This window comes from Cystobacter fuscus (assembly GCF_002305875.1).
In the GTDB taxonomy this organism is placed as follows: Bacteria; Myxococcota; Myxococcia; order Myxococcales; family Myxococcaceae; genus Cystobacter; species Cystobacter fuscus_A.
Genome location: NZ_CP022098.1, coordinates 4,384,756 through 4,411,325, shown reverse-complemented (window position 1 = coordinate 4,411,325; position 26,570 = coordinate 4,384,756). Strand labels below are relative to the sequence as shown.

Annotated in this window: 17 protein-coding genes and 1 pseudogene; 7 read left to right on the top strand and 11 right to left on the bottom strand. The window is 67.4% G+C overall.

Features of this window, described 5'->3' with window-relative positions; translation table 11 throughout:
• Positions 1-17: 17 nt before the first annotated feature.
• Positions 18-1,793, bottom strand: coding sequence for a hypothetical protein (locus CYFUS_RS18145; protein ID WP_095986367.1), 1,776 nt, complete (start codon positions 1,791-1,793; stop codon positions 18-20).
• A gap of 202 nt (positions 1,794-1,995) precedes the next feature.
• Here CYFUS_RS18145 and CYFUS_RS18140 point away from each other — a divergent pair, with 202 nt between their 5' ends.
• The 3 genes and pseudogenes from CYFUS_RS18140 to CYFUS_RS50655 all read left to right on the top strand — a co-directional run bounded on the left by CYFUS_RS18140 (position 1,996) and on the right by CYFUS_RS50655 (position 4,919).
• Positions 1,996-4,293 carry a PKD domain-containing protein gene (locus tag CYFUS_RS18140; protein ID WP_157758506.1) on the top strand — a complete coding sequence of 766 codons (2,298 nt, stop codon included), beginning with the start codon at positions 1,996-1,998 and terminating at the stop codon, positions 4,291-4,293.
• Positions 4,294-4,351: 58 nt separating this feature from the next.
• A pseudogene (locus CYFUS_RS52755) lies at positions 4,352-4,516 on the top strand (helix-turn-helix transcriptional regulator); the annotation flags it as partial.
• A gap of 88 nt (positions 4,517-4,604) precedes the next feature.
• Positions 4,605-4,919 carry a VOC family protein gene (locus CYFUS_RS50655; RefSeq protein WP_157758505.1) on the top strand — a complete coding sequence of 105 codons (315 nt, stop codon included), beginning with the start codon at positions 4,605-4,607 and terminating at the stop codon, positions 4,917-4,919.
• 42 nt (positions 4,920-4,961) lie between these two features.
• Here CYFUS_RS50655 and CYFUS_RS18130 read toward each other — a convergent pair whose 3' ends face one another.
• The gene (locus CYFUS_RS18130) at positions 4,962-5,828 is read right to left on the bottom strand and encodes a GNAT family N-acetyltransferase (protein ID WP_095986365.1); all 867 of its coding nucleotides are present in this window, start codon (positions 5,826-5,828) and stop codon (positions 4,962-4,964) included.
• 482 nt (positions 5,829-6,310) lie between these two features.
• Here CYFUS_RS18130 and CYFUS_RS18125 point away from each other — a divergent pair, with 482 nt between their 5' ends.
• Entirely contained in the window at positions 6,311-6,781 is a 471-nt protein-coding gene (locus CYFUS_RS18125; RefSeq protein ID WP_095986364.1) for an ABA4-like family protein, read from the top strand.
• Between the two features lie 96 nt (positions 6,782-6,877).
• Here CYFUS_RS18125 and CYFUS_RS18120 read toward each other — a convergent pair whose 3' ends face one another.
• The 6 genes from CYFUS_RS18120 to CYFUS_RS18095 all read right to left on the bottom strand — a co-directional run bounded on the left by CYFUS_RS18120 (position 6,878) and on the right by CYFUS_RS18095 (position 17,738).
• Positions 6,878-9,910, bottom strand: coding sequence for a X2-like carbohydrate binding domain-containing protein (locus CYFUS_RS18120; RefSeq protein WP_232537637.1), 3,033 nt, complete (start codon positions 9,908-9,910; stop codon positions 6,878-6,880).
• 351 nt (positions 9,911-10,261) lie between these two features.
• Positions 10,262-11,158, bottom strand: coding sequence for a sigma-70 family RNA polymerase sigma factor (locus CYFUS_RS18115; protein WP_157758504.1), 897 nt, complete (start codon positions 11,156-11,158; stop codon positions 10,262-10,264).
• Between the two features lie 66 nt (positions 11,159-11,224).
• Complete coding sequence (locus CYFUS_RS18110; protein ID WP_095986361.1) at positions 11,225-14,233, bottom strand: serine/threonine-protein kinase; 3,009 nt, start codon at positions 14,231-14,233, stop codon at positions 11,225-11,227.
• A gap of 69 nt (positions 14,234-14,302) precedes the next feature.
• The gene (locus CYFUS_RS18105) at positions 14,303-15,589 is read right to left on the bottom strand and encodes an NBR1-Ig-like domain-containing protein (protein ID WP_095986360.1); all 1,287 of its coding nucleotides are present in this window, start codon (positions 15,587-15,589) and stop codon (positions 14,303-14,305) included.
• Positions 15,590-15,704: 115 nt separating this feature from the next.
• On the bottom strand, positions 15,705-17,087 hold the full coding sequence (locus CYFUS_RS18100) for a hypothetical protein (protein ID WP_095986359.1): 1,383 nt from the start codon (positions 17,085-17,087) through the stop codon (positions 15,705-15,707).
• Positions 17,088-17,117: 30 nt separating this feature from the next.
• Positions 17,118-17,738 carry a TetR/AcrR family transcriptional regulator gene (locus tag CYFUS_RS18095; protein ID WP_095986358.1) on the bottom strand — a complete coding sequence of 207 codons (621 nt, stop codon included), beginning with the start codon at positions 17,736-17,738 and terminating at the stop codon, positions 17,118-17,120.
• A 445-nt stretch (positions 17,739-18,183) separates the two neighbouring features.
• On the opposite strand from CYFUS_RS18095, the gene CYFUS_RS18090 reads away from it, so the two are divergent.
• Positions 18,184-18,891: a lytic polysaccharide monooxygenase auxiliary activity family 9 protein gene (locus CYFUS_RS18090; RefSeq protein WP_095986357.1), complete on the top strand. Its 708-nt coding sequence runs from the start codon at positions 18,184-18,186 to the stop codon at positions 18,889-18,891.
• A 188-nt stretch (positions 18,892-19,079) separates the two neighbouring features.
• Positions 19,080-20,726 (top strand): PAS domain S-box protein, encoded by a 1,647-nt coding sequence (locus tag CYFUS_RS18085; RefSeq protein WP_095986356.1) that lies wholly within the window; start codon positions 19,080-19,082, stop codon positions 20,724-20,726.
• A gap of 31 nt (positions 20,727-20,757) precedes the next feature.
• Here CYFUS_RS18085 and CYFUS_RS18080 read toward each other — a convergent pair whose 3' ends face one another.
• Together CYFUS_RS18080 and CYFUS_RS18075 are read right to left on the bottom strand one after the other, a co-directional pair.
• Positions 20,758-22,518 carry a hypothetical protein gene (locus CYFUS_RS18080; RefSeq protein ID WP_095986355.1) on the bottom strand — a complete coding sequence of 587 codons (1,761 nt, stop codon included), beginning with the start codon at positions 22,516-22,518 and terminating at the stop codon, positions 20,758-20,760.
• Positions 22,519-22,556: 38 nt separating this feature from the next.
• A complete protein-coding gene (locus CYFUS_RS18075) occupies positions 22,557-24,512 on the bottom strand; it encodes an alkaline phosphatase PhoX (RefSeq protein WP_198316616.1) in 1,956 nt (651 codons plus the stop codon).
• A 284-nt stretch (positions 24,513-24,796) separates the two neighbouring features.
• Between CYFUS_RS18075 and CYFUS_RS18070 the strand changes: the two genes are divergently transcribed.
• Entirely contained in the window at positions 24,797-25,732 is a 936-nt protein-coding gene (locus tag CYFUS_RS18070; RefSeq protein WP_095986353.1) for a LysR family transcriptional regulator, read from the top strand.
• Between the two features lie 38 nt (positions 25,733-25,770).
• Here the strand turns inward: CYFUS_RS18070 and CYFUS_RS18065 are convergent, their stop codons facing one another.
• Positions 25,771-26,313, bottom strand: a complete 543-nt coding sequence (locus tag CYFUS_RS18065; RefSeq protein ID WP_198316615.1) for an ester cyclase — start codon at positions 26,311-26,313, stop codon at positions 25,771-25,773.
• Between the last annotated feature and the right edge of the window lie 257 nt (positions 26,314-26,570).

Sequence of the window (26,570 nt, the reverse complement as noted above, 5' to 3'; positions counted from 1 at the left end):
GAGTTCCCGGTGGCTCGCTACGACACGCCCGAGCTGACCCCTGGCCCCGAGCCACGCTGGCCGGCGCCGACGTAACGCGCCCGGATCGGCACCCACTTGCGGACGGTGACCAGCACGAAGCTCAGCAGGCCACTGGTGAGCAGGCACCAGGAGAGACGGGACAGGAACAGCCCCGCCGAGCCCGCGTACGCGAGGCCCAGCAGCGGCAGCAGCAGGCAGTTGCCCAGAACGGGAGTCAGGTCGCTCCACGGGCCCGCGCCAAAGTTCTCCGCCAGGGCATGCATCATGCTGAAGAGCCCACAGACGGCGACTCCCGCCAGCAGGCCCACGCTCATGCCGAACGCGAGAGTGGAGGAAGTGGAGCTGGCCAGGATGGGCTGGAGGACGGCCCCGAGAAAGGCGAACACCGCGACCATGCCCAGCAGGACGGTCCCGAACCATTGCCCTGGCGCCTCCCGCCGCCGCAGGAAGAAGGCCAGCAAGCAAGGGGTGACGAGCAGCAGGCCGAGCACGGCCCCCATCGCCCGCTCCCGCTCCATGCCCCAGTACAGCTGGGCCTGGACGAATTGGAGGCTGATGAGGCTCAGCGAGGCGACCAGGACGAGGCTCTCCGCCAGTCCCCACGCCACCGCCAGCACCTGATCCCGGGTGGGCATGACTCGGGTTTCGGCCCGCTGCATCCACAGCACACCACAGGCCGTCCCACACATGGTGCCCAGGGTGATGCCCGCCACGATCCAGGAGCTCTCCCTCAAGGGGATCGACACGAGCACCGCGACCGCGCCCGCGAGGCCTCCCAACGTCGCCGCGCCCACGGCGGCTCCCACCCCCGTGAGCAGGCTGAGCCCCAGCGCTCCCACGATCGCGATGCAGTAGGACATCGTGAGCTCCCGCGTCATCCCCGCCATCACTCCAGGGGGAAACACGTCGGCGTAGACGAGGAACTGGCCCGTGAGCGCCAGATCGAACAGGAGCACCGTGACGAGCGGCCCCAACAAGCATCGCAGCAGGAAGATGAGCAGAGGCATCTGCTGGGCCTGCTGCACCGAGAGCTGGTAGGCCCCGAAGTCCAACGCCAGCCGAGGGTCCACGGAGGAGAGTTCGCGCTTCCAGACCTCCGCGTCCGCGATGGCCGCCACGAACAGCTTGATGGTCCCATAGGCGAAGCTCCGCTGCCGCCATCCCTGCTGTCCGGCACCACATCGCCGGTTCCAGAGAGACAGGAGGGTCGAGGCCGTGACGGCGAGCACCCGGCCCTCCTCTCGCGTCCGCTGGGTCACCAGCCCCACCACCTTGCCACCCCGCACCACGGGGCAGCCCGGCAGCTCCCGCATGTCCACGCCGGCATCCGGGCTCGTCGTCACCTCCAGCACGTCCCCCTCCGGGCGGAGCCGGCCCAGGAAAGGCTGTCCGCCCTGCGCGGAGGAGAGGTGCACGAGGCAGCTCGCACTCTCCATCGGCGCATCCGCCAACAGGGACCACTGATCCTTCGCGTCCGCCGTGGTCCCCAGTACCTCGACGACGAGGTCCGAGCCGCCAATCGGAGCGCCGCCCTCCACCGCGGGGGCCAACAGCGCCAGATTGGCCTCGTCATCCGATGTCAGGACGAGCACCTGCTCCGCCTGCCCGGCTGCTCGGACCACCACGCGCCGCACGTCCCGGTGCTGAGCTCCCAGCAAGTGGGAGCAAGCCGTCAGGTAGAGGTCCGGGCCCACGCGCCAGGCGGCGACCTCACGCGCCTCTCCGCTCTCGGCGGGGGTACGAAAACGAACGACCTCGGGTCGAGTGTCCATGCGGATTCCCCCCGTGCAGGGCCCGTGAGCCGGACCCGCGTCACGTGGGTACAGCCCACGTTACCAGACTCGGGACGAGGCCACCTCCAGCAGCGGCTCCCTGGGGGTCCCCGGGTTGTCGGAGCGAGGGCTTCCCTCCTGTGAAATTCTCGAGCCAGGGGGCTAGAATCGGGGCTCGCGCCTGAACCCTGGAGGCCGTACTTTGAAACCATGCGTCGCCGCAGTGGTGGGTCTCCTCCTGCTCGCTCCGGTGGAAGCCTTCAGCTTCGCCACGGGCAAGGACGTGACGTTCGTCAGCGTGGAGCTGCTCGATTCCACGGGGACGGCGGACTCCTGTGACGATGACGGAGTGCTCGACACGGGCGAGACCGCGCGCGTGCACGTCACGCTGCGCAACAACGGCACCGAGAAGCTCACTCAGACGAGCATGACGCTCTCCAGCGTGGACCCGGACGTCTCCTTCCCCAAGGGACAGGAGGTGACCTTTCCCGCCTCGGAGCCAGGCAAGCTCACCAGCGCGGAGCTGACGATGAAGCTCGTGGGTTCCGCCAAGCCACGCGACGTCTCCCTGCGCATCGACTACCGCGATAAAGAGCAGCAGGTGCCTGGGGACAAGACGCACACGGCGGTGTACCGGGTGAACACGGACTATCTGCCGGGGACGAGCACCCTCGAGACGGTGGAGGCACCCGATCATCCGTGGACCATCACGGCCAGCCCGACGAGCCTCTCACAGTGGACGCGCCAGCTCGATTCGACGGGCACGAACTGGTTCTTCCGCGGACCGAACAACAAGGTGGCCGGAGACCTCGCGCTCGTCTCGCCTCCCCTCCAGGTGTCGGAGACGAAGGCATTCCGGTTCACCTTCCAGCACCGCTACGTCTTCGAGGCGGCGCCCGGCTCGAACTCCTTCTACGACGGCGCCGTCATCGAGCTGAGCGAGGATGCAGGGCGGACCTGGGTGGATATTGGCACCTGGGTAGACCCCACCTACAACGCGACCCTCGAGAAGTCGGGGCAGAACCCGATCGGGGGCCTGCCAGCATATGGAGGCCAGAGTCCCGGCTACCCCGCGTTCGCTCCGGCCACCGCCGACCTCGGTACCAACCATGCCGGGAAGACGGTGCTCATCCGCTTCCGCATCGGCACGGACCTCGACACGGGCGCCACGGGCTGGGACCTGGATGACCTCCAGTTCGAGGGGCTGGTGAACACGCCCTTCAGCTCGATGGGGGCGCACCGGGGCGTGTGCCTCAACCGGGTGCCGGTGGCGAACGCGGGCCCGGATCAGATCGTCAACGAGCGGCGCCTGGTGACACTCGCTGGCAGCGGAACGGACCCCGAGGGCCGCAAGCTCACCTACGAGTGGAAGCAGGTCGGAGGCCCGCTCGTGACGCTCAGTGACGCGAGCGTGCCCAACCCCACCTTCGCCTCGCCCAAGGTGACGGCGGACACGGATCTCCGATTCGAGCTGCGGGTGCGCGATGAGGTGAACACGAGCCCGCCAGACTCGGTGACCGTGCGGGTGCGCGACCTCCCCGAAGGCAACCACGCGCCCACGGTGACAGCCAAACCGGAACTGAGCGTCTTCGAGCTGGAATCGGTGACCCTGGAGGCCTCGGGCACGGACGCTGACGGGGACCCCCTCAGCTACCAATGGACGCAGGTGGGTACGCCCGCCGTCTCCCTGGACGGTGCCACCACGACGAAGGCCACCTTCGTCGCACCCGAGGTGAAGGAGACGCTCGTGCTCACCTTCCAGGTCGTCGCCAACGACAGCGAGGAGTCGAGCGCCCCATTCACCGTCACCGTGAAGGTGAACAACCGCGAGCATGCGCCGGTGGCCTCGGTGAAGCCGGTGGAGGCGGTGGACGAGGGGACTCGCGTGACGCTCGAGGGGAGCGCCACGGATGAGGATGGGGAGACCGCGTTCGTCTACAAGTGGAAGCAGACGGGCGGCACCATCGTCTCTCTGAGCGACAAAGACACGGCCTCGCCCTCCTTCACCGCGCCCAACGTGGACAAGAGGACGGAGCTGAGCTTCCAGCTCATCGTGAGCGATGGAAAGCTGGAGAGCACACCGGTGAAGGTGATCGTGCCCGTCCTGGACGCGTCGATAGAGGCCCGGGCGGGTGCGGACCAGCGCGTGCGTGAAGGCAGTGGGGTGACGCTCAACGGCTCGGACTCGAAGGGCACCGACCTGAGCTACACCTGGACCCAGGTGGACGGTCCCACGGTGAACCTCATCCTGGCGGGCCCGAGGGCCATGTTCAACACGCCCGACGTGGACGAGGAGACGGCACTCACCTTCCGGCTCCAGGTGACGGACGGCCGCGGAAAAAGCAGCGAGGACACCGTCACCGTGCTCGTGACCGACCAGCAGCCATCGTCTCCTCCGAGTTCGGGCTGTGGCTGCGCCGCGGGCCAGGATGGGGACGTGCCCATGGCGGTCCTCCTGCTGCTCTCGGCGCTCGGCTTTCGTTTTCTGAAGAAGAGCTGAGTCCAGGAGCCACTCGGCGCCGCCCAAGCCCGCGCAATCGGCCTGGTACCTTCCCCCCATGTCCCGTGCCTCTCGCCTGCTCGATCTCATCCAGTTGCTGCGCCGCCACCGCGCGCCGATCACCGGCCCGGCGCTGGCCGAGGAACTCGGTATTTCCATCCGCACCCTCTATCGCGATATCGCGACGTTGCAGGCGCAGGGCGCCGACATCCAGGGTGAACCGGGCCTCGGGTACGTGCTGCGCCCCGGCTTCACCCTACCGCCCCTGATGTTCTCGGCCGACGAGCTCGAGGCGCTGGTTCTGGCCATTGGTGATCGGCTTCTTCGACAAGGTGCTGGTGCTCGCCGCGTGGTGCGAACTCAGCTATGTACTTCCGACTGGCCTGAAGATCGGCCTCTGGCTCGCCAACGAGATGGAGCCGACACCGAAGCCCGCTGGCGGCGTCGAAATCTCGTTCAGCGAAGAGAGCAAGGATGCCGTCCGCGCGACCTATGCCGAGTGGACCAGGCTCGGCCTCAAGGTGGTGCAGGAGCCCACGGACATGGACTTCGGCTTCACTTTCGTGGTCGAGGATCCGGATGGGCATCGCCTCCGCCCCTTCGTCCCGGCCAACAATCCGCGTTAGACCAAGAGCAGCCCAATGCCGCGGCTCGTCGGAGCCAAGGCGTCAGGTTCGTGCCATCACCGGAAACCGATGAGGCCCGGGCGGCAGTTCCAGGCCGCGCACGAAGAGGTCGGCCTCCATGTCCTCTCCGACGACATCCGCCCGAGGCCACCAGCGCTCGGGCGTGAAGCCGAAATGGACCGCCGTGATGGGCTGGTCAATCAATCGCGGGATGTAGGGCCGCAGGTCGAAGGGCTCACGCGCGAAGATGTCGTCGATGTAGAGCGTGCCATCCTCGACACCGGCGAACACCCAGGCATCCGCGTGCAGTTGGCGCAGCGGCCGGGAAAAGGCATTCGCCGCATACCAGCTCGCGATCCTCGCATGGCCGCGTGAGCCAAAGTGCTCGGTCACCACGAGCCCCTCTTCGGACAAAGAGACCAGTCCCGAGCGCACGTGGGCCTCCGCCAACTCGAGCACCGGCGCGGGCTCACCTCCAGGCACCGCGTGGAACGCCGCGCCGAACAACGCCTGCGCCCGAGGCGTGAACCCGAAGCGCGGATAGAAGCCGAGCACGTTCTTGTTGGCGAACAACAGCACCGGCGCTTCGCCGCAAGACTCGAGCGCCGCCCGCATCACCACCCGCGACAGCCCCCTGCCCCGGTGAGAGGGCACGCAGCCGACCGCGCCGAGCTGGTAGCCGATGACCTCGCGGCCCTCGACCCGCAGCCGCATGCGCATCACCGAGGCATTGGCCACCACGCGCCCCTCGTCGAGCACCGAGAAGGCTCGATAGTCATCGTTCCATTCACCCCACTCGCACCAACGCCGGAAGTCCACGGTACGGAAGACCCGAGGCACATAGTCACAGAAGGCGGATCGCAGCGCGGGGTCGCGGTGGTCGATTTCCACGACGGCAGGGGTTGTCATGGTTGGATTCTCCCGCGTCACGCGCTCGGCGCCAGTCTCCAGGCCGCCGTCTGCCGGGAAGCTCTCCGCGAAAAAGCCATTGCAAATCCGGCGACGAGGTGTACCTTCCTTTTCGACGCGTCCCCCGCGTCTCCCATGATCTCCTCTCGCTAAACATCCTCCGCCACGCGGCCTTTCGAGGTGAATCGCCTATCGCTCCTGGTAGGCCGGTTGCCCATTGGCCGCCCGATTGCACCATCGCGACGACGCTCCACGGGTTTCCGCGGGAGTTCACGTCGTGAGCGGGTGACGGCGGAGTGAGGCTACCTGACAAGCGAACGCTCCGAGGCCCCGCCGCTCACCGGCGGGTGGCTGCCTCGCGCTCGCTCGCCGCCCGTCGTCCGACGGGCCGAGCAGCCCGAGAGGCAACCCATGTCACGGCTCTCATTCGCCACGTCCATGCATCCGCCATCCCCATCCGCAGTGCCCAACTGGAGGGCTGTATGAGAGTCGAAACCGTATTCAACCTCTTCAACTATGGTGTGTTTCCCGCGTGGGCGCTGCTGCTGTTCGCACCGCGTTGGAAGTGGACCCGTCGGCTGGTCCATTCCGTACTGATACCCGTCATGCTGGGCGTGGCGCATCTCGGCCTGATGTTGGGTTTGAACCTGAGTGCGTCCATCCCTGAAGGGGCCAGCGCGGCGAGCCTTCGGGGCGCCATGCTGCTCTTCAGCGACCCCTGGGTGGCGGTGCTCTGCTGGATCCACTACCTGGCGTTCGACCTGTTCGTGGGCGCGTGGATCGTCCGGGATGCGGGGCGTCGCGGACTTCCCCATCTGGCGGTGGCTCCCTGTGTCCTGTTGACCATGATGTATGGCCCGACGGGGCTCCTGGTGTACCTCGTCCTCCGCTTCTTCATGCGCGGGGCGCTCACCCTCCACGAGGAATCCGAGGCACCACGGCAAAACGGATGACGAGACGCCGATGCACACACGGCGGCTGTCATCGAGGGCACACCGGCCCGGAGCGGAAGGAAGTCCGCTCCGGGCCGGGACGTTCACATCAGGGTGTCAGGGCTCGAGGCCCCACTGGAGGCCGCCAGAGATGTAGCCGGTCGCCTTGCTCCAGTCCGCATACGTGGTGCCCGCCGAGGCAAAGGAGTAGTCGCCCGACTGCGTGTAGTTGCTCCAGTCGGATTTGGAGAACCGGATCTGGATCTCGATGCTCTGCCCGGCCGCGAGGCTGCCTGCCCCACTCGTGAAGCCAACCTCGAGGTAGTGATCGGCGCCGGTGGCCGGTGTCGCCATCTTGACGAAGGTTCCGGTGACATTCGAGCCACCCACATGGGACCAGTCACAGAAGAAGCTCTGCGCCTGCTCTCCGTCGATGGTGTAGTAGTAGCGGAGCTTGACGGTCGAGAGCGTGATGGCGCTCGTTCCCGTATTGAGCAGCTTGAACCTCGGGCTGATGCCATTGACGGTCGCCGCCGTGGACCCGTTGTACATCTGCACCTTGATGTTCCCCGAGCCAGTGGAGGTCGTATCGATCACCGTGATGGCCAGAACGGGGGACGTGCCCGCGCTGAACTGGAAGGTCAGGCTCGTCGTCCCGACCGGCTGCCTGGCCAGATAGCTCTTCGACAGGGTCACGATCGAGCCGGAGACGGTGTAGTCCGTGCCGGACACGAGCGTCGCCGTGCCATTCTTGATGCCGCCGAAGGTGTTCCCGTTCAGCGTCATCGTCACGGTGATGTCCGCTTGATTGCCCGTCTTCTTGTCGAAGGATGAGCTCGTCGGGCTGATGGTCGACTGCTTGACCGGATCCGGGTCCGGGTCCGGCGTACCGCCCACCGGGTCGCCATAGACGATGCCACGGCCATTCGTGCCCACATAGACGCGGCCGTACACCCGCGGATCTCCGGTGATCGTCGTGACCCTCGCGTATTGATGCTGAGCGTCATTCACCCTCACCCAGGAAGCGCCCCCATCGTCCGAGCGGAAGAAACCGCGCACACCATCGATCCTGGCGATGACGTACAGGGCCATGTAGCTCTGGCCCGGCGCCGCCTTCCCGAACCCGACTCCGTCGGCCTCCTGCACGTTCGCCAACTTCGTGAAGGTCGCGCCGGAATCGGTCGAATGCCACAGACCGTAGGGGCCGGGGGTCTCATTGCCACCAGCGAACCAGACGTCACCTTCGCGGCCAGGAACGGCCTTGAGCGAGGCGGCGCCGCCGCTGGGAAGGCCCGCCGCGGCCGTCTGGGTGAACGTGGCGCCTCCGTTGGTGCTGAGATAGAACTTGCCGGCCGAGTAGGCGTAGAACCTGCTCGGGTTCACGCGGTCGGAAGCGATCTTCGCCCCCGCCGGAATGCCACTGCTGGCCGTCCAGGAATTGCCGCCCGACTTCGAGTAGTACACCCCCACATCCGACGTGCTCCACACGATGGCGTTGCCGTCGGCCGAGACCGAGACCGTTCCCCCGCCCTTCGTTCCCGTCGGTTCCGAGGACGCCTTGTACCAGTTCGCTCCCCCGTCATGAGAGAGGCCCACCGACCTGGCATTGGCATCCGCCGCGTAATCCGCCATTCCCACACGAACCGTGAAGCCCGGGTTGAGCTCCGCGTAGTCGATGCCGTACGTCGTGCTCCACGCCGGCACGGACATCGTCTTGGCGGGCGGCGCCGTCAGGTCATCATGACGGAAGCCGGAAATGTCACCCATCGCGCTGAGGAGCGGCGCTCCAGCCGGCGGGCTGATCAGCTCCATGATGGCCGTTTCCTCGATGCCCCTGGCCATGACGGAGATGTTCACCTTGCCGCCGCTGTCCCAGTCCGTCAGGTTGTTCGTGCCATACAGGGTCGCGCCCGTGCCGTACATCATCCGGTTGGAGTTGAAGGGATCGATCTCGAGATCCCCGATCATCCAACCCAGCTTGGGAGAAGGAGTCGGCGGGATGGGCTCGATGCCCAGCGACAGCCAGGGGGCCCCCGAGATGTCTTGCGTGTAGCGGAGCTTCCGGCTCGGGTAGCCATCCCAGTCCCAGATCGCCGTCCAGGTCGCACCGCCGTTCGTGCTGCGGAAGAGTTTGGCATCCGGCCACCAGCTGTTCAGCGTGGCGACCACGAGCGTGTCCGGGTGCTGAGCATCGACGGCGAGACCACCGTAGCCGTAATAGTTGTCCGTGCTGCTGCTCGGCACGGGGCTGATGTTCGTCCAGACACCCGTCTGGGTGTTGAACTTCCAGACATCTCCCTTGGCGCCATCGTAGGGCCCGACGCCATCGCTATAGGAGATGTAGAGGTTGCCATTGGAGGCAAGCTCACCATGGTGCGGCAGATAGCCGACGGGCTGGCCGGGAATCGCCTCCCAGGTGGCGCCGCCGTCCGTGCTGCGGAAGATGTTGTTCTCCTTGTCCGCGACCCCCACGTAGAGCGTCTGCGTCGCGCCGCCGGCCGTCCCCGTGCTCGGATCGAACGTGATCCACGCCAGCCCGACGATGTCATTGCCGTAGGAGTTGTTCGGGTCTTGAACGTAGGTTCCGGGGTTGGGGAACTGGGTGACCTTCGTCCAGGTCGCTCCGGAGTCCGTGCTCTTCCAGAGGCCGTTGCCGCTGCGCGCGCCGAAGAACAGGATGCTGTTCTTGTTCGGATCAACCACCAGACGCTCCCCCATGGAGCGTCCGGGCATGTTGCCACCGACCTTGAACGGGAGGGGAGTCACCTGCCACGTGTCCCCCTTGTCGGTCGAACGCATGATCTGGCCGTTCGTATCCCAGTCGTTCGTATAGGTGCCGGTCGCCATGTAGACGCGGTTCGGATCGACCGGGTCGGTGGCCAGGGCATCCACACCATTCTTGTTCCAATCCACCCAGCCCGTCGTGTCGGAGAGCGGAATCCAACTGGAGGTCGCGGCATTCCAACGGTACGCACCGCCAATGTCCGTCCGGGCGTAGATCAAATCCTTCTGCTTCTTGTTGAAGATGATTCCCGGAATGAAACCGCCCCCGCCTCCCGTCACGACGTTGCGCCAGTTGTAGGCGGCACTCGGAGCCGCTCGCGCCTCGGGGACAAGGCCACTCCAGACCGAACCAATGGCCGCGGCCAATAGAAGGAAAATGCCAGTCTTACCGAAATGTCTCGTATACACCGCCGTGACCCCCATGGCTTGGAACCATTCAACCTGGTCCAAAAACCAGACCCGGTTAAACGTTTTACCGCTCTCTCACTGTGGGAGTGCTAAGCTGTAAATACCAGGAAAAACGAACTGGAACTGGGATTTCCAGTGTCACGATGCGCCAGATTGGCTTGACACACCGTGTCGATTTCGCCGTGGTTGTAGGTTCTCAGCCGGGGCCGAGAACCGTAGTCCCCATCGTGACACGGCGCGGAGCCCATGGGCGGAGCAATCATTGCCGCGCCATGTTGCGCTACGTGCGGTGGAGTGATTGATGGGCGCTCAGGCCAGCGCCCGGGTGAGGGTGATGGAGAGCTGGCTGCGCACCAGCGCCAGGATGTCGTGCAGTTCCTCGGCCTCCACCTTCAGGCGCTTCTGAAGCTCCCGTTGGGTGGCCAGCAGCAGCCGCTCCCGCGCGTGCGCCAACCAGCGCGCCATGGTGACCCGATGCACGTTGTAGAGCTCTCCCAGCTTCTCCTGGCTCGTTCCCCCCACGAAGTGCAGGCGCAGCAGGTTGAGTTCCTGGTCCGTGAGCGCGCCGAGCGCCGCGCGGAATGACTGCTGGAACGCCTCACGGTACTGGATCTTGATCAGCTGGAGCTCGGGGCCGCAAGCCTCCGTCTTGAGCCCCTGGGCCAGGCGCTCGTCCAGGGGGACTTCGACCGTGGCGCCGCGACGCAGGTTGATGGCCACGCGCAGCGTGACGGCGCGGGCCCACCCCCCCAGCGGGCCCGTACCCAGATAGGAGGCGATCTTCGGCTCGCTCCGATCGCGGCGCAGGAAGAGCCGCTCCCGCACGGCCTGGAGCGCCTCGTCCACGAAGGCCGGTGAAGGATCCACCCGCTGCAATGCCCCCCTCAGCTCGGCACCGAAGCGCTGGTCGAACTCCGCCAGGGCCACGGGGTGGCCCGCGGCGCACCCCAGTGCCAGCGCGAGCTCCTCGGCCTGGACGGTCCGCAGCGTGCCCAGGCTGCCTCCATCCGCCGGCACATGGCGCAGCAATGCCCGGAGGAAGTCGTCGTCCGACACGCCGAAGCGGGTGCGTGCGTGCGCGCTGGCCTCGAGGAGCGCGTGGAGCAACGTCCCCAGCGTGGCGTCCGTCTCCAGCGCGCGCGCGGCCCGTGAAGACAGCAGTTCCAGGGCCCGGGTGTGGAGCTGCGATGGGGAGAACGATGGCATGAGGCCCGCATAGTCCAGCCTCCGGGGGATTCCCAGATGGATGAGGGCCGCCCCCCGGGCCTTCATTCAGTGCGCGGTGGATGGAGCCTCGAACAAGGCGTCTATCTCGGCGCGCGAGGCGGGACCTACCCGCTCGCGCAACTCCAGGATCTGCTCTCGAGCCCGCGGCCGGTCCGTGCCCCCTCTCTTCCACTGCACGAGGGCCAGACCCAAGCGGGCCTCCGCCTGCTCGAGGCTCTTGTCCGGACGACGCGCGTAGAAGGCGAGTGCCCGCTCGAGGGAGGCGCGTGCCTCGTCGAGCCGACCCAGCGCGATGAGCGTCTTGCCAATCTGAACCTGGGCGTTGGCCCGGAAGGGATGATCCTCCGCGAGAGCGGACACGAAGATCTCCTGCTCACGCTGGAAGTGCTCCAGGGCCTGGGAGTGCTGTCCCAGCTTCCGCAGCGCGATGCCCATCGTGTCCAGCGTGGCGCCCACCATGACATGGCGAGGCCCCAACTTCGCGATGCGCAAGGCAAGCGCCTCGCGGCAGAGCGCCAGCGCCTCCGAGGGATGTCCCTGGCGGTTGTGGACCGTGGCCATGTTGGTCAGGAGGGTGGCGAGCTCGGCGGGATCCGAATCCTTCCGCCCGCGTTCGATGTCCACGGCGCGCTGGAACGCGGAGAGCGCCGCCTCCTGCTCTCCCAGCACGTTCAGCAGGAGAGCCAGGTTGGCCAGGGTCTGGACATACTCGCTGGAACTCTCACCCGTCAGCCTGGCATGGATCCGCAGCGCCCGTTCATAGGCCGCGCGGGCCTCGGAATACTGCTTCCGGTGGCGCGTGATGATGGCGAACATGTTGAGCCCTCTGGCGAGCGTCCGCGACTCGGGGCCCCAGTGGCGCTCCGTCAGCTCCAGGGAGCGCTGGATGGCCGCATATGCCTCCTCCGAGCGCCCCCGCATGTGGAGCGAGGAGGCCAGGTTGTAGAGGGCCTCACCCAGATCGGGCGCGTCCGGGCCGAGCGTCTGCTCCATCCGCCTGACGCGCTCCTCGTCCAGCGCGAACGCCTCGTCGAAGTGTCCCTCCGCGTTCGCCAGGCTCGCCCGCGCACTCAGCATCTGCAGCTCCAGGGACGGTTCCTGGCGGTCGAGCCGCTCGAGCTTCGCCTGGGCGTGCTCGATGCCGCGGCGCGCCGCGGCGAGTTCCTTCCGGTGGCCGCTGTCGACGAAGACCATCTCCATCCAGGCCCGAGCGGCGAGGGCATCCTCGTGCCCGGCTTCCGCCCGGAGCACCGCCCGGTCCAAGACCTCGACGGCGCGAGGAAGCTGCTCGTCCATGCGCCGGAGAGTGCCCTCCAGCAGGAGCGCCTCGGCCTGCACGGGATGGAAGCGCAGGGCCTCGGCGGCCCGGGTCAACGCCTCGGCGCGCGGCAGCGCTTCCCGGGTACGGCCCAGCTTGTTCAGCGTCTCCAGCTCCGCCATCTGCTCGCGCAGCGCGAGTACCTGCTGCCGGACGGCGGCATCCTGGGGCAACCCCGGGCGGTTCAGCAGGGCATCCACGTTGGCGCACTCACTCAGCGGGGGCAGTGCATACACGGCGTTCAGCGCCTTGTCCGCCGTGGCCCGGTCCGCATGCTCCAACCGCCGCGCCAGGGCCGACACACGCTGGAGCGCGTGGTTCAGGCACAGCATGCGACGATCGAGCAGTTCCTCGGACTGTTCACCCCGCACGCGCGTGGCCTCACAGGCCTCGCGGTGCATGGTGGCCCAGTCCCGCGTGTAGACATCCACGCTCCGGGCGAGCAGCGCCCATGTCGAGTCCGCGCCGGGCACCCCACTGGCCATCAGCCCGTGGCGCACCCCCTCTCGGACCGAGTCGCCCCAGACGGATTGGACGCGGGTCGGCCCTCCGGCACACAGCTCGGCCGGGCGGGAGAGCCGCCACAGGATGCCCGCCCCCAACAGCCCCAGGAGCAACAGGCTCGAGCCCAGCAGCGCCACCAGGCGCGTGCGCCGCCGCGCTGGCTCGAGTTCCAGGAGGGCCAGCAGGGCCTCCATGGAGGGATGGCGCGCCGTGGGCTCCACCTGGAGTCCTCGCACGAGCGCCGCGTGAATCGGGGCGGGTACGCCGCCCTGACGCTGCGCGGGGACGGAGCGCAGGCGGCCGGAAGTGACTTCCTGGGCCACCTTGTCCGGCGCATCGCCTCCGAAGGGAGGCTCGCCGTAGAGCGCCTCCCAGAGGGCCACGCAAAAGCTGAACTGATCCGTCCAGGGGCCCGTCTCCTTGCCCAACCACTGCTCGGGAGCCATGTAGCGCGGAGTGCCGGCCTGAGCGCCCGAGCGGCTCCACGCCAGGGACTCCGTGCGCCCCGCCTCCTCGCCAGAAGGAGTGGCCGGCTCGGGCCGCATCGCTCGAGCGAGGCCGAAGTCCGTGACGCGCACCTTCCCGTCCCGGCCGATCAGGACGTTGTCGGGCTTGAAGTCGCGATGGACGAGCCCCACCACATGGGCCGCGGCCAGGCCCCGTCCCGCCTCCACGAAGCAGCGCACCACCTGCCGCCACGAGGGCTGCTCGGAGGCCAGCCACCTGCCCAATGTCTGTCCATCCACCAGCTCCATGGCCACGAAGACCCGCTCGGCCTCGTTGCCCACGTCGTACACGGTGACGACATTCGGGTGGGACAGCCGGGCCAGCGCGCGGGCCTCGCGTTGCAGCAGGGACTGCCCCCGCTGAGATGCAGCCCCCTGGGGGCCACTGGGGGACAGCAGCTTGAGCGCGATCTTTCGATCCAGCCCCGGATCGTACGCCGAATACACCACGCCCATGCCACCGGAGCCGATGCAGTCGAGCACCAGGTAGCGCCCCACGGCCGTACCACGCGCCAGCACGGGGGATGGGTGCGCGGGAGGGGAACCACTCGTCGCGGGCGGGGCCCCCGCGACGAGCGCGGACACCACCTCGAAACACACGCTGCAACGGGCCAGGTGGCCTTCGAGCTCCTGACGCTCCGCCCCGCCGAGGGTGCCCGCGGCGAAAGAGGCCAGCACCTCTTCGGGCGGACACGACACGGCGCCTGACGACGAGACTCGGTCCATGGGATGAACGATGCACCAGAACCCTGGCAGCGTCTCGCGGACGAGCGACGTGGGCGCGGGCCCGACGCCTTACGGAGCCAGGCAGTTGCTGGGGCAAGCATCTCCAGGCTTGCAGGTGCAGGATGTCGCCGACGCGACGACCTGGACGTAGAGCTCGGGTGTAGACGCGCCAAACCAGGTGCCGCCGTTGCGCAGCATCCGCCACTGGAACGAGTGGTAGCCCACCTTGGTTGGCGCGAGGAGCTCCACGTTGAAGGTCTTCGTGCCTCCCGGGGGAATCGACTCGCCCAGGTTCAGGGGGGCGCGCTGGAACTTCCAGGTGGTGCTGCTCGTGCCGAGCATGTATCCGTCCGCCTGCGTCCAGGTGAGGCCTCCCGTGTTCCGCATCGTCACCAGGGCCTCGAAGAGTTGACCCGGCCGCACCTGGGTGGGCACCGACTGGCTCACGAAGGCCGCGTCACGCTCCGGGACGACCTGGATGGACATCTTCGCGGAGGGCTGACCGAACCAACCCGCGTCCATGCCATCCTTCACCATCTGCCACTGGAAGTCGTATGCGCCCGGCGCGCTCGGCGCGGTGAGGTTGAGGACGAAGGACTTGGAGTAGCCCGGCCACACCGTCTCGGAGGGAGCGAGGAAACCACGAGCCAGCCCCCAGAGGCGGGCGTTGTCTCCCAGCCGGTAGTACTTGTCCTGGCTCCACGCCCTGGCGCCCGTGTTGCGCATGGTCACCACGGCCTGGAAGCCCTGCCCCACGGTCACCCGGCCAGGCACGGACTGCGAGACGAAGGCGGCATCGCGCTCGGGCACGTTGCACTGCTCCGAGCAGCCCGCCTCGCACGGGGTGACCGTGCCCTTGGTGTAGCAGCGGTTGGAGCACGTGTAGTAGGCGCAGCCGGCCGCGTTGCAGCCATTCAGGTCTCCGTCATGCACGCGGCACGCGGCCTGGCACTCGGTCGAGCAGCCCGCGTCACACAGGCTGGTGCCCTTGGCCTGGCAGCGGTTGGAGCACGTGTAGTAGGCACAGCCGGCCGCGTTGCAGCCGTTCAGGTCACCGTCATGCGCGCGGCACGCGGCGTTGCACTCCGCCGTGCAGCCCGCGTTGCACAGGCTGGTGTTCTTGGGGTGGCACTGCTCCGAACAAAAGTAGTAGCCACAACCCGCGGCATCACATTTCTTCACATCCCCATCGAACGCGCGGCAGTCGGTGACCGCGGCCTGGGAGACGGCGGTGCCATCGGTCGTCACGGCCTCCTGGCTCGAGTTCGGAGCGTCATCATCGAGGGGGGCTCCCGTGCAGGCGGCCGTGGCCAGCAGCAGGGGAAGCCAGAAGTGGGCATGTCGCGTCAGATTCATTCCGGGATGTCTCCTCTTGAAGGCCCAACGAACGAGCAACTCCGTTGCGGCCTGCCTGGATGACACACCCCGGATTTTCGATGTCACATGATGCCGGCTCGCGGCGGGAGGACCGTCACGGCGCGACGAAGAGACAGCGGGTGATGGGGACGATGATGTCCGCGAGCACGTACAGGTAATACGTCTTGCCCGGCGTCAGCGCCGGAGGCTGGCCACCCGCCGGGAAACGCTGCGACATGCCGGCGGGGACGACTCCGTAGCGCACCGTTGCACTGTCGACCCCCGCTCCCTCGGCGGGCGCGTCGAGCCGCCAGAGCGTGCCCTCGGGCAGATCGAGGTTGGGCGGCACCGTCGGTGAGGTGCTCTCCTGCTCGAGGACATACACATAGCGGGCCTTGCCCCCTCGCCACTGGAGCAAACCCCGTGCGTCGACGCCCTCGCCATTCGTGCACGCCGTCGGCCGGTAGAGGCGCTGGGTGTCCAGGGGGCCCGCGCCGTAGGGCTGATCGGCGAAGTCCTCGCGCTTGAAGCCGCGCTGGAAGAGCTCGGACTGGAAGAAGCGCGCCATCCGCTCGGGGTCGGTCGTGACGAAGATGGAGTCCAACGGACGCTCCGGCGAGGCCCGGGAAAAGCCATTGTTGTGCTCGCGGGGGTAGGCGCCGAACCCCACGGTGTTGATCCACCCGGCGCCCATGGCCAGGCCACGAGGGTTGAAGGAGTTGATGAAGTTGCCCGGGGACTCGACGTACCAGTTGGACGTCCCCTTGGGCGCGCGCGTCGAGTGGCAGCAGACGCAGGCGGTTGCCTCGATCTGGGAGCGCACCCAGCCAACCTCGGCAACGTATGCCGGGTCCTTCATGCGCGGATCTTCCCGCTCCGCGTTCGGGGCGGGCGGCACCGCGTAGTACGGACGCTGGGTCCGCACCCGGTCGCAGCTCGCGTAGTCATCGAAGTGACGGCCTGGCTCGGTGGCGCCGGAGATCATCTCCCACGTGCAGACCTTGCCCCCCTCCGACAGGCCCGGCGGCTCCCCCGGCTTGGGGTCCACACACGCGAGGACCGGCTGCTGGAACGTCGGCAGCCCCGTGCCTCCACTGTCCACCACCTTCCCTCCGCAGACGGGCGCCGGCTCGAACGCCCCGCCGCCGAAGAGCTCACAGCCGCGCTGCATGGAGCCGCACTTCTCCTGGTTCACCCCCGGCAGCGTGATGCGCGTCCACCGGTCGTCACCTTTCTCCAGGAAGCAGTAGCCCAACCGCTCCTCCATGCCACACGCCGACCCCAGGACGACCGTCGAGTCCTGCTCCTCGCAGTCCGCCTTCGCGTCCTGCTCGGTCCACTCGCCGACGTAGTCGCGGCACTCCATGCCATCGCTGAACTTGTTCGTGTAGATGCAGTGGCCCACGATCTTGTCCGGCACCTGGGGCACCTGCCTGGGTTGACAGCCCATGATGACGGACCACAAGACACACATCGACAACAACCGCGACGCGGCCATTGGAGAACTCCCGGTGGGAACGGCGTTGAATTACTTCGCGTAGCCCTTCATGAAGCCATCGAGATGCCGCGCGATGAAGACCGTCAGGTCGAGCGGACGGCAGCGGCGCCCGTGCAGCTGGTACTGGTGGAAGAGCGCCATCAGCACCGGGGACAACAGCGCGAGTCCCGCCACCCGTGCATCCGGCACCGACAACTCGCCACGCGCGTGAAAGACGATGAGCAGTTCCTCGAGGGCATTGAGCGTGGGCTCGAAGATGGAAGAGATGTAGAGCTGCCCCAGCTCCGAATCACTCATGCCCTCGGCGAAGCCCGCGGCGTGCATGCCACCCAGCGAGCCCGTCCAGCCTGCGGCGATCTGCTCCAGCAGGTGGTGGAAGGCCTCTCGCGCGGGAAGATCCGCCAGGCTCTTCGCCCAGTCCCGGCGCTCCTGTCCGAACTTCATCAGATGCTCGAAGGCGGCCTGCATCACGCCCTGGCGATCACCGAAGTAGTGGCGCAGCGTGCCGGGATCGACCCCCGCCCCTTCCGCGAGCGTCCGCAGGCTCGGGTGCGTGCCTCCCGCCAGGAGGAGCTGCTGTGCGAGGCTCTGCGCGAGCTTCGAACGCGTCTCTTCATGATCGCGGTTGCGCGCTCCCGATATTCTTCCCATGGCTGGGAATATTATGGGCCACGCCACCCAATCGCAAGCGGGAATACGCCTCGGGGAGCAATCTCATATCCTTCCTCGGCGAGGAACTCTATCACGCGCCGAGCCCCGCGGCGGCGGAGGCCCGGAGGGCCCATTCACAATCAGAAGCCGTGCTCCGCCGGGAAGCGTCCTGGCAGTGATTGGAAACAAGCGCGTGACGAGTGATGTCGCGGGAAAGCAAGGGTTCAGGATTCACGAAAGAATCAAATAGAGATGTAATGTTTATCTGTCAACCCATCCCGAAAAAGATCATTTGGCTCGAATTCCGTCTTATCCAATCATGCCGGTCAGTGCCTCGCCTTTGGAGTTCAACGCGGCGGTGGTGCATTCATGGCGTTGTCCCCCAGAAGAACATGTCATCGCCATGAAACCGTAGCTGGCTCAGTCGTCCCCCAAGGAGAAACACATGCTGACACACATCAAGAAGACGTGGCTGCCCCTGTCCCTGGCATTGGGCGTTGCCTCGGTTGCTCACGGCCACGGGCTGATCCAGGACCCGCCGGCGCGCAACTGGTTCTGTGGCGCGTACACCAAGCCGGATGAAGTGGGCAGACCCGGTGAATACGCGGAGTGCGCCGATGCCTTCCGCGATGACTTCTCCGGCGGCTATCAATTCATGAGCGTGCTCACCCACGCGCAGGGACGGGCCGTGGTCAGCCCCCTGCCGCAGAACGTCTGTGGCTTCAACAGCGAGACCTGGCGCGGCGGTGCCACGCCCTGGGACAAGTCCATCAACTGGCCGACCAGCACCATCAGCTCCGGTCCCCGCACCATCACCTGGAACATCTCCTGGGGCCCGCACTACGATGACACCGAGGAGTTCCGCTACTGGATCACCAAGCCCGGCTTCGTCTATGAGGTTGGCAAGCCCCTGACCTGGGACGACTTCGAGACGGAAGCGTTCTGCGTGCTCAAGTACAACGACCGCAACCCCACCGGCAATCCGGCGGTGGTCGCGGACAAGGCCAACTCGCTCTTCCACACCACGTGCAACGTGCCGCAGCGAGCGGGCCGCCACATCATCTACGGCGAGTGGGGGCGCAACTACTACACCTATGAACGCTTCCACGGGTGCGTCGACGTGGTGTTCTCCGGCTCCAGCACGCGGCCCTGAGAGCACACGGACACGTGAGATGACCACCCGGTAGCAAGCCCGGCCGCCGCCAGGGCGGTCGGGCTGTCCGTGTACCCGAGGGAGCGGAGCAGCACTCGGGGCACGAGGGGATGCACGGAATGTCCTTGGGCATTCGGCGCGCGACCAGGCCGCGCCTTCCGTTCTAGGATGCGGCCCCGCAGGGCTCCATGGACAACCCGTTCCGCTCCCCTCCCCCACCCGGCGCGCCCAACAACCCGGAGGCGCGCCAGTCCTTCACCGAATTCGAGCGCCACTTCCAGGCGACCTTCGAACAAGCCGCCGTGGGACTCGCGCACGTGGGCCTCGATGGCAGGTGGTTGCGCGTCAACACGAGGTTGTGCTCCATCATCGGCTACACGCACCAGGAGATGATGCAGCTGACGTTCCAGGACATCACCCACCCGGAAGATCTGGCCGCGGATTTGAGTCTCATCCGGCAGGTGCTCGCGGGCGAGCGCTCCAACTATTCGATGGAGAAGCGGTACTTCCACAAGTCCGGGGAGATTGTCTGGATCAACCTCACGGTGTCACTCGTGAGGAAGACGGATGGCTCACCGGACTACTTCATCTCCGTCATCGAGGACATCACCCGACGACACCGTGCCGAGCTCGAGCGGGATACCCTGCTCGCGCGCGAGCACCAGGCGCGCACGGAGGCGGAGGAGCTGGTCCGCCGCCGCTCCGCCGAGCTGGACGCCACGCGCAATGCGCTCGTCCAGGCGGAGCGGCTGGCCACGGCGGGCCAGCTCGCGGCGGGTGTCGGGCATGAGATCAACAACCCCCTGGCCTACGTGCTGGCCAACATGACGTTCGCCCTGGAAGAACTCTCGAAGCGGGAGCAGGACGAGAGCCTGGAGGAAGTGCGGGACGCGCTCGAGCAGGCCCGCAAGGGCGCCGAGCGCATCCGCAACATCGTGCGGGATCTGCGCACGTTCGCCAGCAGCAAGTTCGAGACCCTGGGACCGGTGGAGGTGCGCGAGGCCCTGGAGTTCTCCGTGGACATGGCGGCCCACCAGCTGCGCCAGCGGGCACGGCTCGTGCGCGACTACGCGCCAGTGCCACCCGTGCTGGGCAACGAGTCCCGCCTGGGACAGGTCTTCCTCAACCTGGTGCTCAACGCCGCGCAGGCCATCCCGGAAGGAGCACCCGAGGAGCACCAGGTGACGCTCACCCTCCGTCCCCATGAAGACACGTGGGTGGCCGTCGAGGTGACGGACACGGGGTGTGGAATTCCCACCGGGAACCTCCCGCATCTCTTCGAGCCGTTCTTCACCACCAAGCCCGTGGGCGTGGGAAGCGGGCTGGGTCTGTCGGTGTGCCACGGCATCGTGACCGGGCTGGGTGGGTGGATCGAGGTCGAGAGCCAACCAGGCCGGGGGAGCACGTTCCGCGTCCTCCTCCCCATGGCACGGCAGGCCGAGGTGCCAGGGGAAGTCTCGGAGAAGACGGCGCCACCGCCCCGGCAACCGCGGCGCGTGCTCGTGATCGATGACGAGCCCGAGATCCTCGAGGCGCTCGCCCGCCTGATTGGTCCACCGCACTCCGTGGTGAAGGCCGGCAACGGGACACGCGCGATGGAATTGCTGGCGGAGGACGCCCACTACGACGTCATCTTCTGCGATCTCATGATGCCGGGCCTCACCGGCATGGATCTGCACGAGGGGATCGCGAAGAAGCATCCGGAGCTGCTCGAGCGGATGATCTTCATGACCGCGGGCTGTTTCACGCAGCGCGCCGTCGAGTTCCTCGAGCGCATCCAGCCCCGGCGCCTCGAGAAACCCTTCAGCCCGGAGGCCGTCCGCGGCTTCCTGTGATGTCCCCGGCCTCGCCGTTGCGCTCCGCGGGTCAGCGAGAAGCGCTCTTCGCCGGGCTCGCCCAGCCGGGAAGCACGGGCTCGTCGATGCCCGTCGCCCCGTCCTGCTCCAGCCGGGCCCGCAGCTTGGGAGGAGCCCCCACCACCACATCCCGCCCGCGCTCGAAGCGTTGGGCCTTCACCAGCGCCAGGGTGGCCCGGTCCAACAGGAGCGCCCGGCGCGGTGAGGGGACGAGCAGCACCGAGATGTCCTTCGTCAGCGCTTTCACCGCATCGGGCCGGAGCGTCCCGTCCCGCCGGAAGAAACGGGTCTGGACCTCGTCGTTGGTCCCATAGTCGTCTCCGGCCCCGACCCGCGCGAGCCAGTGGGCGTACTCGCCCTGTCCGTCGGCGCGCCTGGGCTCCGCGATCCCCTCCAGCCCCCGCTGCCCCCAGTGGTACCAGCCCCCCTGCCAGGCCGAGCCCGGGTCGAGCTTGCGCGCGAAGCTGAAGGTGCTGTCCGTGGTGGCGCCCACGCCGCCATGGCAACCCATACAGGCGGTGGTCTCCTCGACGTTCTGGGGGCGCAGCTCGCCGTCCGCGTCCTCGATGAAGCCCTGCATGAGCCACCCGGTGCCCGTGCCCACCCCGCGCTCCACATCCGCGAGCACGCGCTTCAGCTTGTCGGGCTGCTTCATCTTCTCCCGGGCCTCCGCCTCGGCCGCCAGTTGGAGGTCGCTGTACGTCAACCAGCGGGTCTTCCTCATGTAGCGCAGCTCCTTCATCCGGGCGGCCATGCGCACCTGCCCTCCCTCCACGTCGAGGTAGCGCAAGCTATGGAGGAACTCGGTGCCTCGCGGGAAGAGGCCGGCGGCGGGCCAGCCCTCGCGCGCCGGGTCCAGACCGGCCGCCTGTCCCACGTAGCCGAAGGGACGTCCGGGCCTGGGTGGCCACACGAAGGCCACGCGCGTCGCCGAGCCAAGCACGCCATCTCCATCGAGATCCGAGCCGAGCGCCCGCTCGTCCGTGGGCGGGAGCGACACATCCACCCGGCGGATGTACGCCTCCAGGATGGCGAGGTTGACGCGGTACACGGCCTTGCTCTCGCGTCCGGTCGAGTCGTGCCGGTACGCCGCGGGAAGGCGGATGAACACGTCTCCCGCGCTCCCGTTGGTCGGCCAGAACATGCCGGGAAAGGGGGCATAGGCGAACGCCCGCCAGCCCGTCATGGCCCCGTCTGGAGAATGATCGAAGCCCTCGCCATCCGTCTGGAACCAGCAGTCCGGGGTGTAGCCTCCCCACTGGCCATCGCCATTGCCATCCCAGGCGGGGGGCGGATGCGCCAGCGCCGCCGCGAGCCGTAGCCCGCCGCGCTCGTCCACGTAGTTGTTCGACCGTACCCAGGCCAGCAGCTCGGCGTCCGACAGTTCGACGGGTGGCGGCGGCTGGACGAGGTTCGTCCAACGGTTCTCCTCGGCGGAGCGCGCCACCGAGAGGACCGTCTGGACCTCGGCGTCCTCGACGAAGTTGGGCGCGCGCGGCGTCTGGTGACACGCGAAGCAGCCGTTGCGGGTGCGGCCACCGGCTTCGTCCTGGGTGATCGCGTAGCACTGCGCGGGCAGGTAGGCGGCCGGATTCGAGAGCCGGGGAGGCTCTCGCGCGTCCGTCGGCAGAGAGGCCACGAGCGCCTCCCGCATCTGGACGACGGGCGTCGGCGCGGGGCGTCGTGAGCCGCCCGCGCGCCACACGAGGGCCGCTCCAGCCACGAGCAACCCGATCACCAGCGCGATGCCTGTCGCCCTTCGGCGGCCCATGTCTTCTGCTCTCTCGGTGGTCTGGAAGAGGGGCGTACTCAGTTCATCGCCGGGAACGGGCCGATGTAGCCGGTGTACGACTGCTTCACGCTCGCATCGGTGCCGGCCTTCTCGATGTCGGACTCACCGTAGGGGTGCTGGACCTGGGCCTTGATGTACGCGAAGCCGTTGATGTCCGGGTAGAAGTAGATGCCCGTCGTCTCCGAGCCGTACGGGGCGGAGAAGATGCGGGTCAGCTCCCGCGTGACGATGTTGTAGGCCCACACCATGTCGTTCTGGTGGCCATCGACGGTGTCCTCGCCGATGAGCAGCGTGTTGTACCCGTTGATGAAGGACAGGTTGTCGGGATTGGCGATGCCATTCACGCTGCAGACGTTCGCGGTCGCCGGATTGGAGACACCGTTGCTGTCCACGGTCGTGAAGGAGGGATCGTAGAAGGGGCTGTTGCTCGGGTAGAGGCTGGCGCCGGGCGCCTTCAGCCACATGCCTTCGACGAGCGGCGCGGCGGACTCGACGACATAGTCACTGCCGAGTTCCACGTTGGGCGAGACGACCATCTCGTAGACCGCGCCACAGTCGTTGCGGGCGACCTGGATGTGATTGCCCCCACCCAGATCCTTGCCCTTTGGATCGTCGATCATGCCGTGGTTCAGCTCGCTGAACGACACGTAGAGCCGGTGGGCGGCGGGGTTGTACGTGATTCCCTCGGTCTTGCGGAACTCGGTGGTGCCTCCGACGTAGGCCGCGTAACGGCGGCTCTCCAGGCGGGAAGCCGCCAGCTCCTGACCGGGCTTGAGCCGCAAGCACTCGCGGCCGGTCTCCGTGTTGATGGCGCGGAACCCGGAGGTCGCGCTCGGACAGGTGCCATCGCTGGCCTGGGGCTCGGTCTCGAAGATGTGGGAGAACTGGATGCCGCCATCGATCAGCGCCTTGACCTCCGCGTCCGTCGCGCTGGGACCCAGGGGCAGCCAGTAGATGTCCGCCCGGCCCGAGGGCTGGCCCGTCGGGGTGGTCTGGAACCACCGCGCCGCGTAGAGCCGTCCCTCGGACAAGTCTCCCGGCCGCGTCGCCACGAACATGTAGAAGCCGTCGTTGCTGCCATCGTCACTCAGGTAGACGGTCCTGCGATCCGGCATCACATAGGCGAGTTCGAGCGCCCGCCGGCCCGCCGCGTAGTGCTTGGCCACGGTGGTGCCGCCCGAGTCGTCGACCGCGACCTCGATCACGTAGCCATAGCGGTATGGGGAGTAGACGGCCTTGGCCTCGGCGATGGAGGCGGTGGTCGGATCCAACCCCCAGTAGCGCAGCATCGAGCGCTCGGCCAGGGTCAGCGTGCTCACCGAGGCCGCGCTCTCATAGGCACGCGCGTCCGTCGGGTACTCCTCACTGCTCAAGTTGGTGTTCCAGGGCGACACGCTGCCCGCGCAAGGGGTCCAGTACCCCTGCACGCCCGAGAAGTCGATGGGCCGGGTGCTGATGGCGGTGAGCTTTCCGTCGGACCCCTGGCGCAGCTCGGAGAGGTACATCGACGCGGGCGTGGTCTCGAACTGGGTGAGCTCGAAGAGCCTGTTGCCCTTCTGGATGAGGGCCGAGAAATCGTTGGACGGAGAGATGAAGTCCGAGCCGTCCGTGTTCTTCACCGGGCTGCCATCCTTCTGGATCATGCGTCCGAAGATGTGCTCGCCCAGGGGCTGGCCGGAGCGCAGCACGGTCTCGTACCGGAGGGAGACCTCCTGCCCGTTCACGCTCGCCTTGGGACTGGCGTAGACGGCCCGCTTCTCGTCCGCGGTGCGCGCGGCATTCACCGGAGTGAAGCTGAGCGACTTGCCCTGGCCGCCCGGGCCCTGCGGCCCCGGGGTTCCTGGCGCGCCTGGGGCTCCCGGCGCACCCGGTGCTCCGGTCTCACCCGTACAAGCGGAGAGCGCGAGCGTGGTCAGGGACGCGCACACCAGGTGCCCCGTCCAGCGCACCCATCCCGAATGGGTCGATCTCATCTGTGTCCTCACCTTGGAAGAAAGGGGACGGAGCGGCTGCCAGGTCGGCTCCGGTTGCCGACGGATGCTACTGGCGGCGGGTGGTCGCCCTGAAGCTGTTTGTCACAGGATCGTCACGACCCACTCAGCCGCTCATACAGGGAGTTCAATCGGCGCTCCTCGGCGCAATGCGTTGAAGCGGGAGGAGCCGCGTGCGCGACTTCCGCGAGGGCAAGCGACACGAGGCATTGACAGCCAGAGGAAGCGAACGCTCCCTTGCTCGAACGGGTGACTATATTCCGGCCATGATCGACAGCCTGCTCGACGTGACCGTCTTCACCCGGGTGGTGAGCGCGGGAAGTCTCTCGGCCGCGGCCAGGGAGCTGGGAATGTCGCTCGCCGTCGTCAGCAAGCGCCTCGCGCGGCTGGAAGAGCGGCTCGGGGTGCGGCTCGTGAACCGCACCACCCGCAGCCTGAACCTGACCGAGGAGGGGGCCGAGTTCCATGAGCGGTGCGTGCGCGTGCTCGGCGAGATTGGTGAAGCGGAGGAGAAGGTACGTTCCCTGCGGCGTGGGGCGAGCGGACTGCTGAAGGTGACCGCGACCGCGGCCTTCGCCCGGCGGCACCTCGGGCGGCTCATCCCTCGCTTCCTGGAGCGCTATCCCGACATCCGCGTGCAGCTCGACGTCTCGGATTCGGTGGTCGGCCTCGTGGAGTCGGGCTACGACGTCGCCATCCGCTTCGGCGCCCTGCCCGACTCGGACCTGATCGCCAAACGACTCGCGCCCAATCACCGGGTGGTGTGTGGAGCGCCCTCCTACTTCGCCAGGAAGGGCAGGCCCCGGCGCCCCGCCGATTTGAAGAACCATGACTGCATCGCCTTCGGCAACCCGCCGAACCAGGACTGGCAATTCGAGGGGCCCGATGGAGAGACGACGACGGTGCGCATCGCGGGCTCGCTCGTGACCAACAATGGCGAGGTCGCGCACGAGTGGGCGCTCGAAGGCGGTGGGCTCGTGCTCAAGTCGATCTGGGACGTCGGAGTGGACCTCGATGCCGGACGGCTCGAAGTGGCACTGCCCGATTACCGGGTCCCCGCCGCCCCCATTCATGCCATCTACCCCCATAACCGCGGGGTCGCGGCGAAGGTGAAGGTCTTCATCGAGTTCCTTGGCGGGGAACTTCGCGCGGCCTACCGGTGGGACGGCATGGACCGGGTGGAGAGCTCCGCCTCCACGTGAGGGCTCGCCAGAGGCCCCGCTCGTTCCGGGACGCGCGCTCAGGGCGTCACGACGGCGCCGATCCGCGTGAGGAACGTGAGGTTGTCCTCCAGGTGCCAGTTCGTGGAGATGCGGCCATTCTTGATGGTGTAGATGTCCACGGCGTCGAATTGGATGGAGCGGCCATCGCCCTGGAGGTCACCGAACCGGCCGGAGAAGTGGCCGGTGAAGCGCAGGCGGCTGATGACCTGATCACCCACCACCCAGGCCTCCTCGACCGAGACCTGGAGGTCCGGCACCGCCGCCCGGAAGGTGCGCGAGGCGACGATGGGACCCGTCGGACCCTGGGGCCGGCCCTCGGGAAGGTTCAGGTCGATGAAGTCCTCGGCGAGCGCCGCCCTGGCGTACGCCTCCTCGCCCGTGTTCCAGAAGGCGTAGTAGCGCCGTGCCGCCAGAAGCTGCGTGTACGCCTGGTAGTGGGTCAGGCCCCGATCCACCGTGAGCTTCTTGGGCTGAGGCAGCTCCTCGGCCGCCAGGGTGGACGAGCCAACGAGGGCAGTGAGGCCGACAAGGGCGGCCAGGATGTGAGTCGCGATACGCATGGGCATCTCCCGTGGTTGAGCGTGTTCGTCACGCGTCGTGAGATGAATGAATGCGTGAAACGCGCGGCGCCGGATACGGCCAGGGTGTGAAGGGTACCTTTCGTTTTTGGAGAGGGTGGGCTCGCGCCCCCAAGCCCTGACTGGAATGAAAGACACAGCAAGGGGAGCAACGATTCGCGCCCGGTGGGTCCCTTCGCGGTCGTACGGAGTCAAGGGGTCGGGATTGCGTGCAACCCGGAGTGCGGTTATATTGAGCG

Bases quoted from the DNA above. Each gene is read 5' to 3' on its own strand.
- CYFUS_RS18145 (WP_095986367.1), bottom strand. From the start codon at position 1,793: ATGGACACTCGACCCGAGGTCGTTCGTTTTCGTACCCCCGCCGAGAGC.
- CYFUS_RS18130 (WP_095986365.1), bottom strand. From the start codon at position 5,828: ATGACAACCCCTGCCGTCGTGGAAATCGACCACCGCGACCCCGCGCTG.
- CYFUS_RS18125 (WP_095986364.1), top strand. From the start codon at position 6,311: ATGAGAGTCGAAACCGTATTCAACCTCTTCAACTATGGTGTGTTTCCC.
- CYFUS_RS18115 (WP_157758504.1), bottom strand. From the start codon at position 11,158: ATGCCATCGTTCTCCCCATCGCAGCTCCACACCCGGGCCCTGGAACTG.
- CYFUS_RS18110 (WP_095986361.1), bottom strand. From the start codon at position 14,233: ATGGACCGAGTCTCGTCGTCAGGCGCCGTGTCGTGTCCGCCCGAAGAG.
- CYFUS_RS18105 (WP_095986360.1), bottom strand. From the start codon at position 15,589: ATGAATCTGACGCGACATGCCCACTTCTGGCTTCCCCTGCTGCTGGCC.
- CYFUS_RS18100 (WP_095986359.1), bottom strand. From the start codon at position 17,087: ATGGCCGCGTCGCGGTTGTTGTCGATGTGTGTCTTGTGGTCCGTCATC.
- CYFUS_RS18095 (WP_095986358.1), bottom strand. From the start codon at position 17,738: ATGGGAAGAATATCGGGAGCGCGCAACCGCGATCATGAAGAGACGCGT.
- CYFUS_RS18090 (WP_095986357.1), top strand. From the start codon at position 18,184: ATGCTGACACACATCAAGAAGACGTGGCTGCCCCTGTCCCTGGCATTG.
- CYFUS_RS18085 (WP_095986356.1), top strand. From the start codon at position 19,080: ATGGACAACCCGTTCCGCTCCCCTCCCCCACCCGGCGCGCCCAACAAC.
- CYFUS_RS18080 (WP_095986355.1), bottom strand. From the start codon at position 22,518: ATGGGCCGCCGAAGGGCGACAGGCATCGCGCTGGTGATCGGGTTGCTC.
- CYFUS_RS18075 (WP_198316616.1), bottom strand. From the start codon at position 24,512: ATGAGATCGACCCATTCGGGATGGGTGCGCTGGACGGGGCACCTGGTG.
- CYFUS_RS18070 (WP_095986353.1), top strand. From the start codon at position 24,797: ATGATCGACAGCCTGCTCGACGTGACCGTCTTCACCCGGGTGGTGAGC.
- CYFUS_RS18065 (WP_198316615.1), bottom strand. From the start codon at position 26,313: ATGCGTATCGCGACTCACATCCTGGCCGCCCTTGTCGGCCTCACTGCC.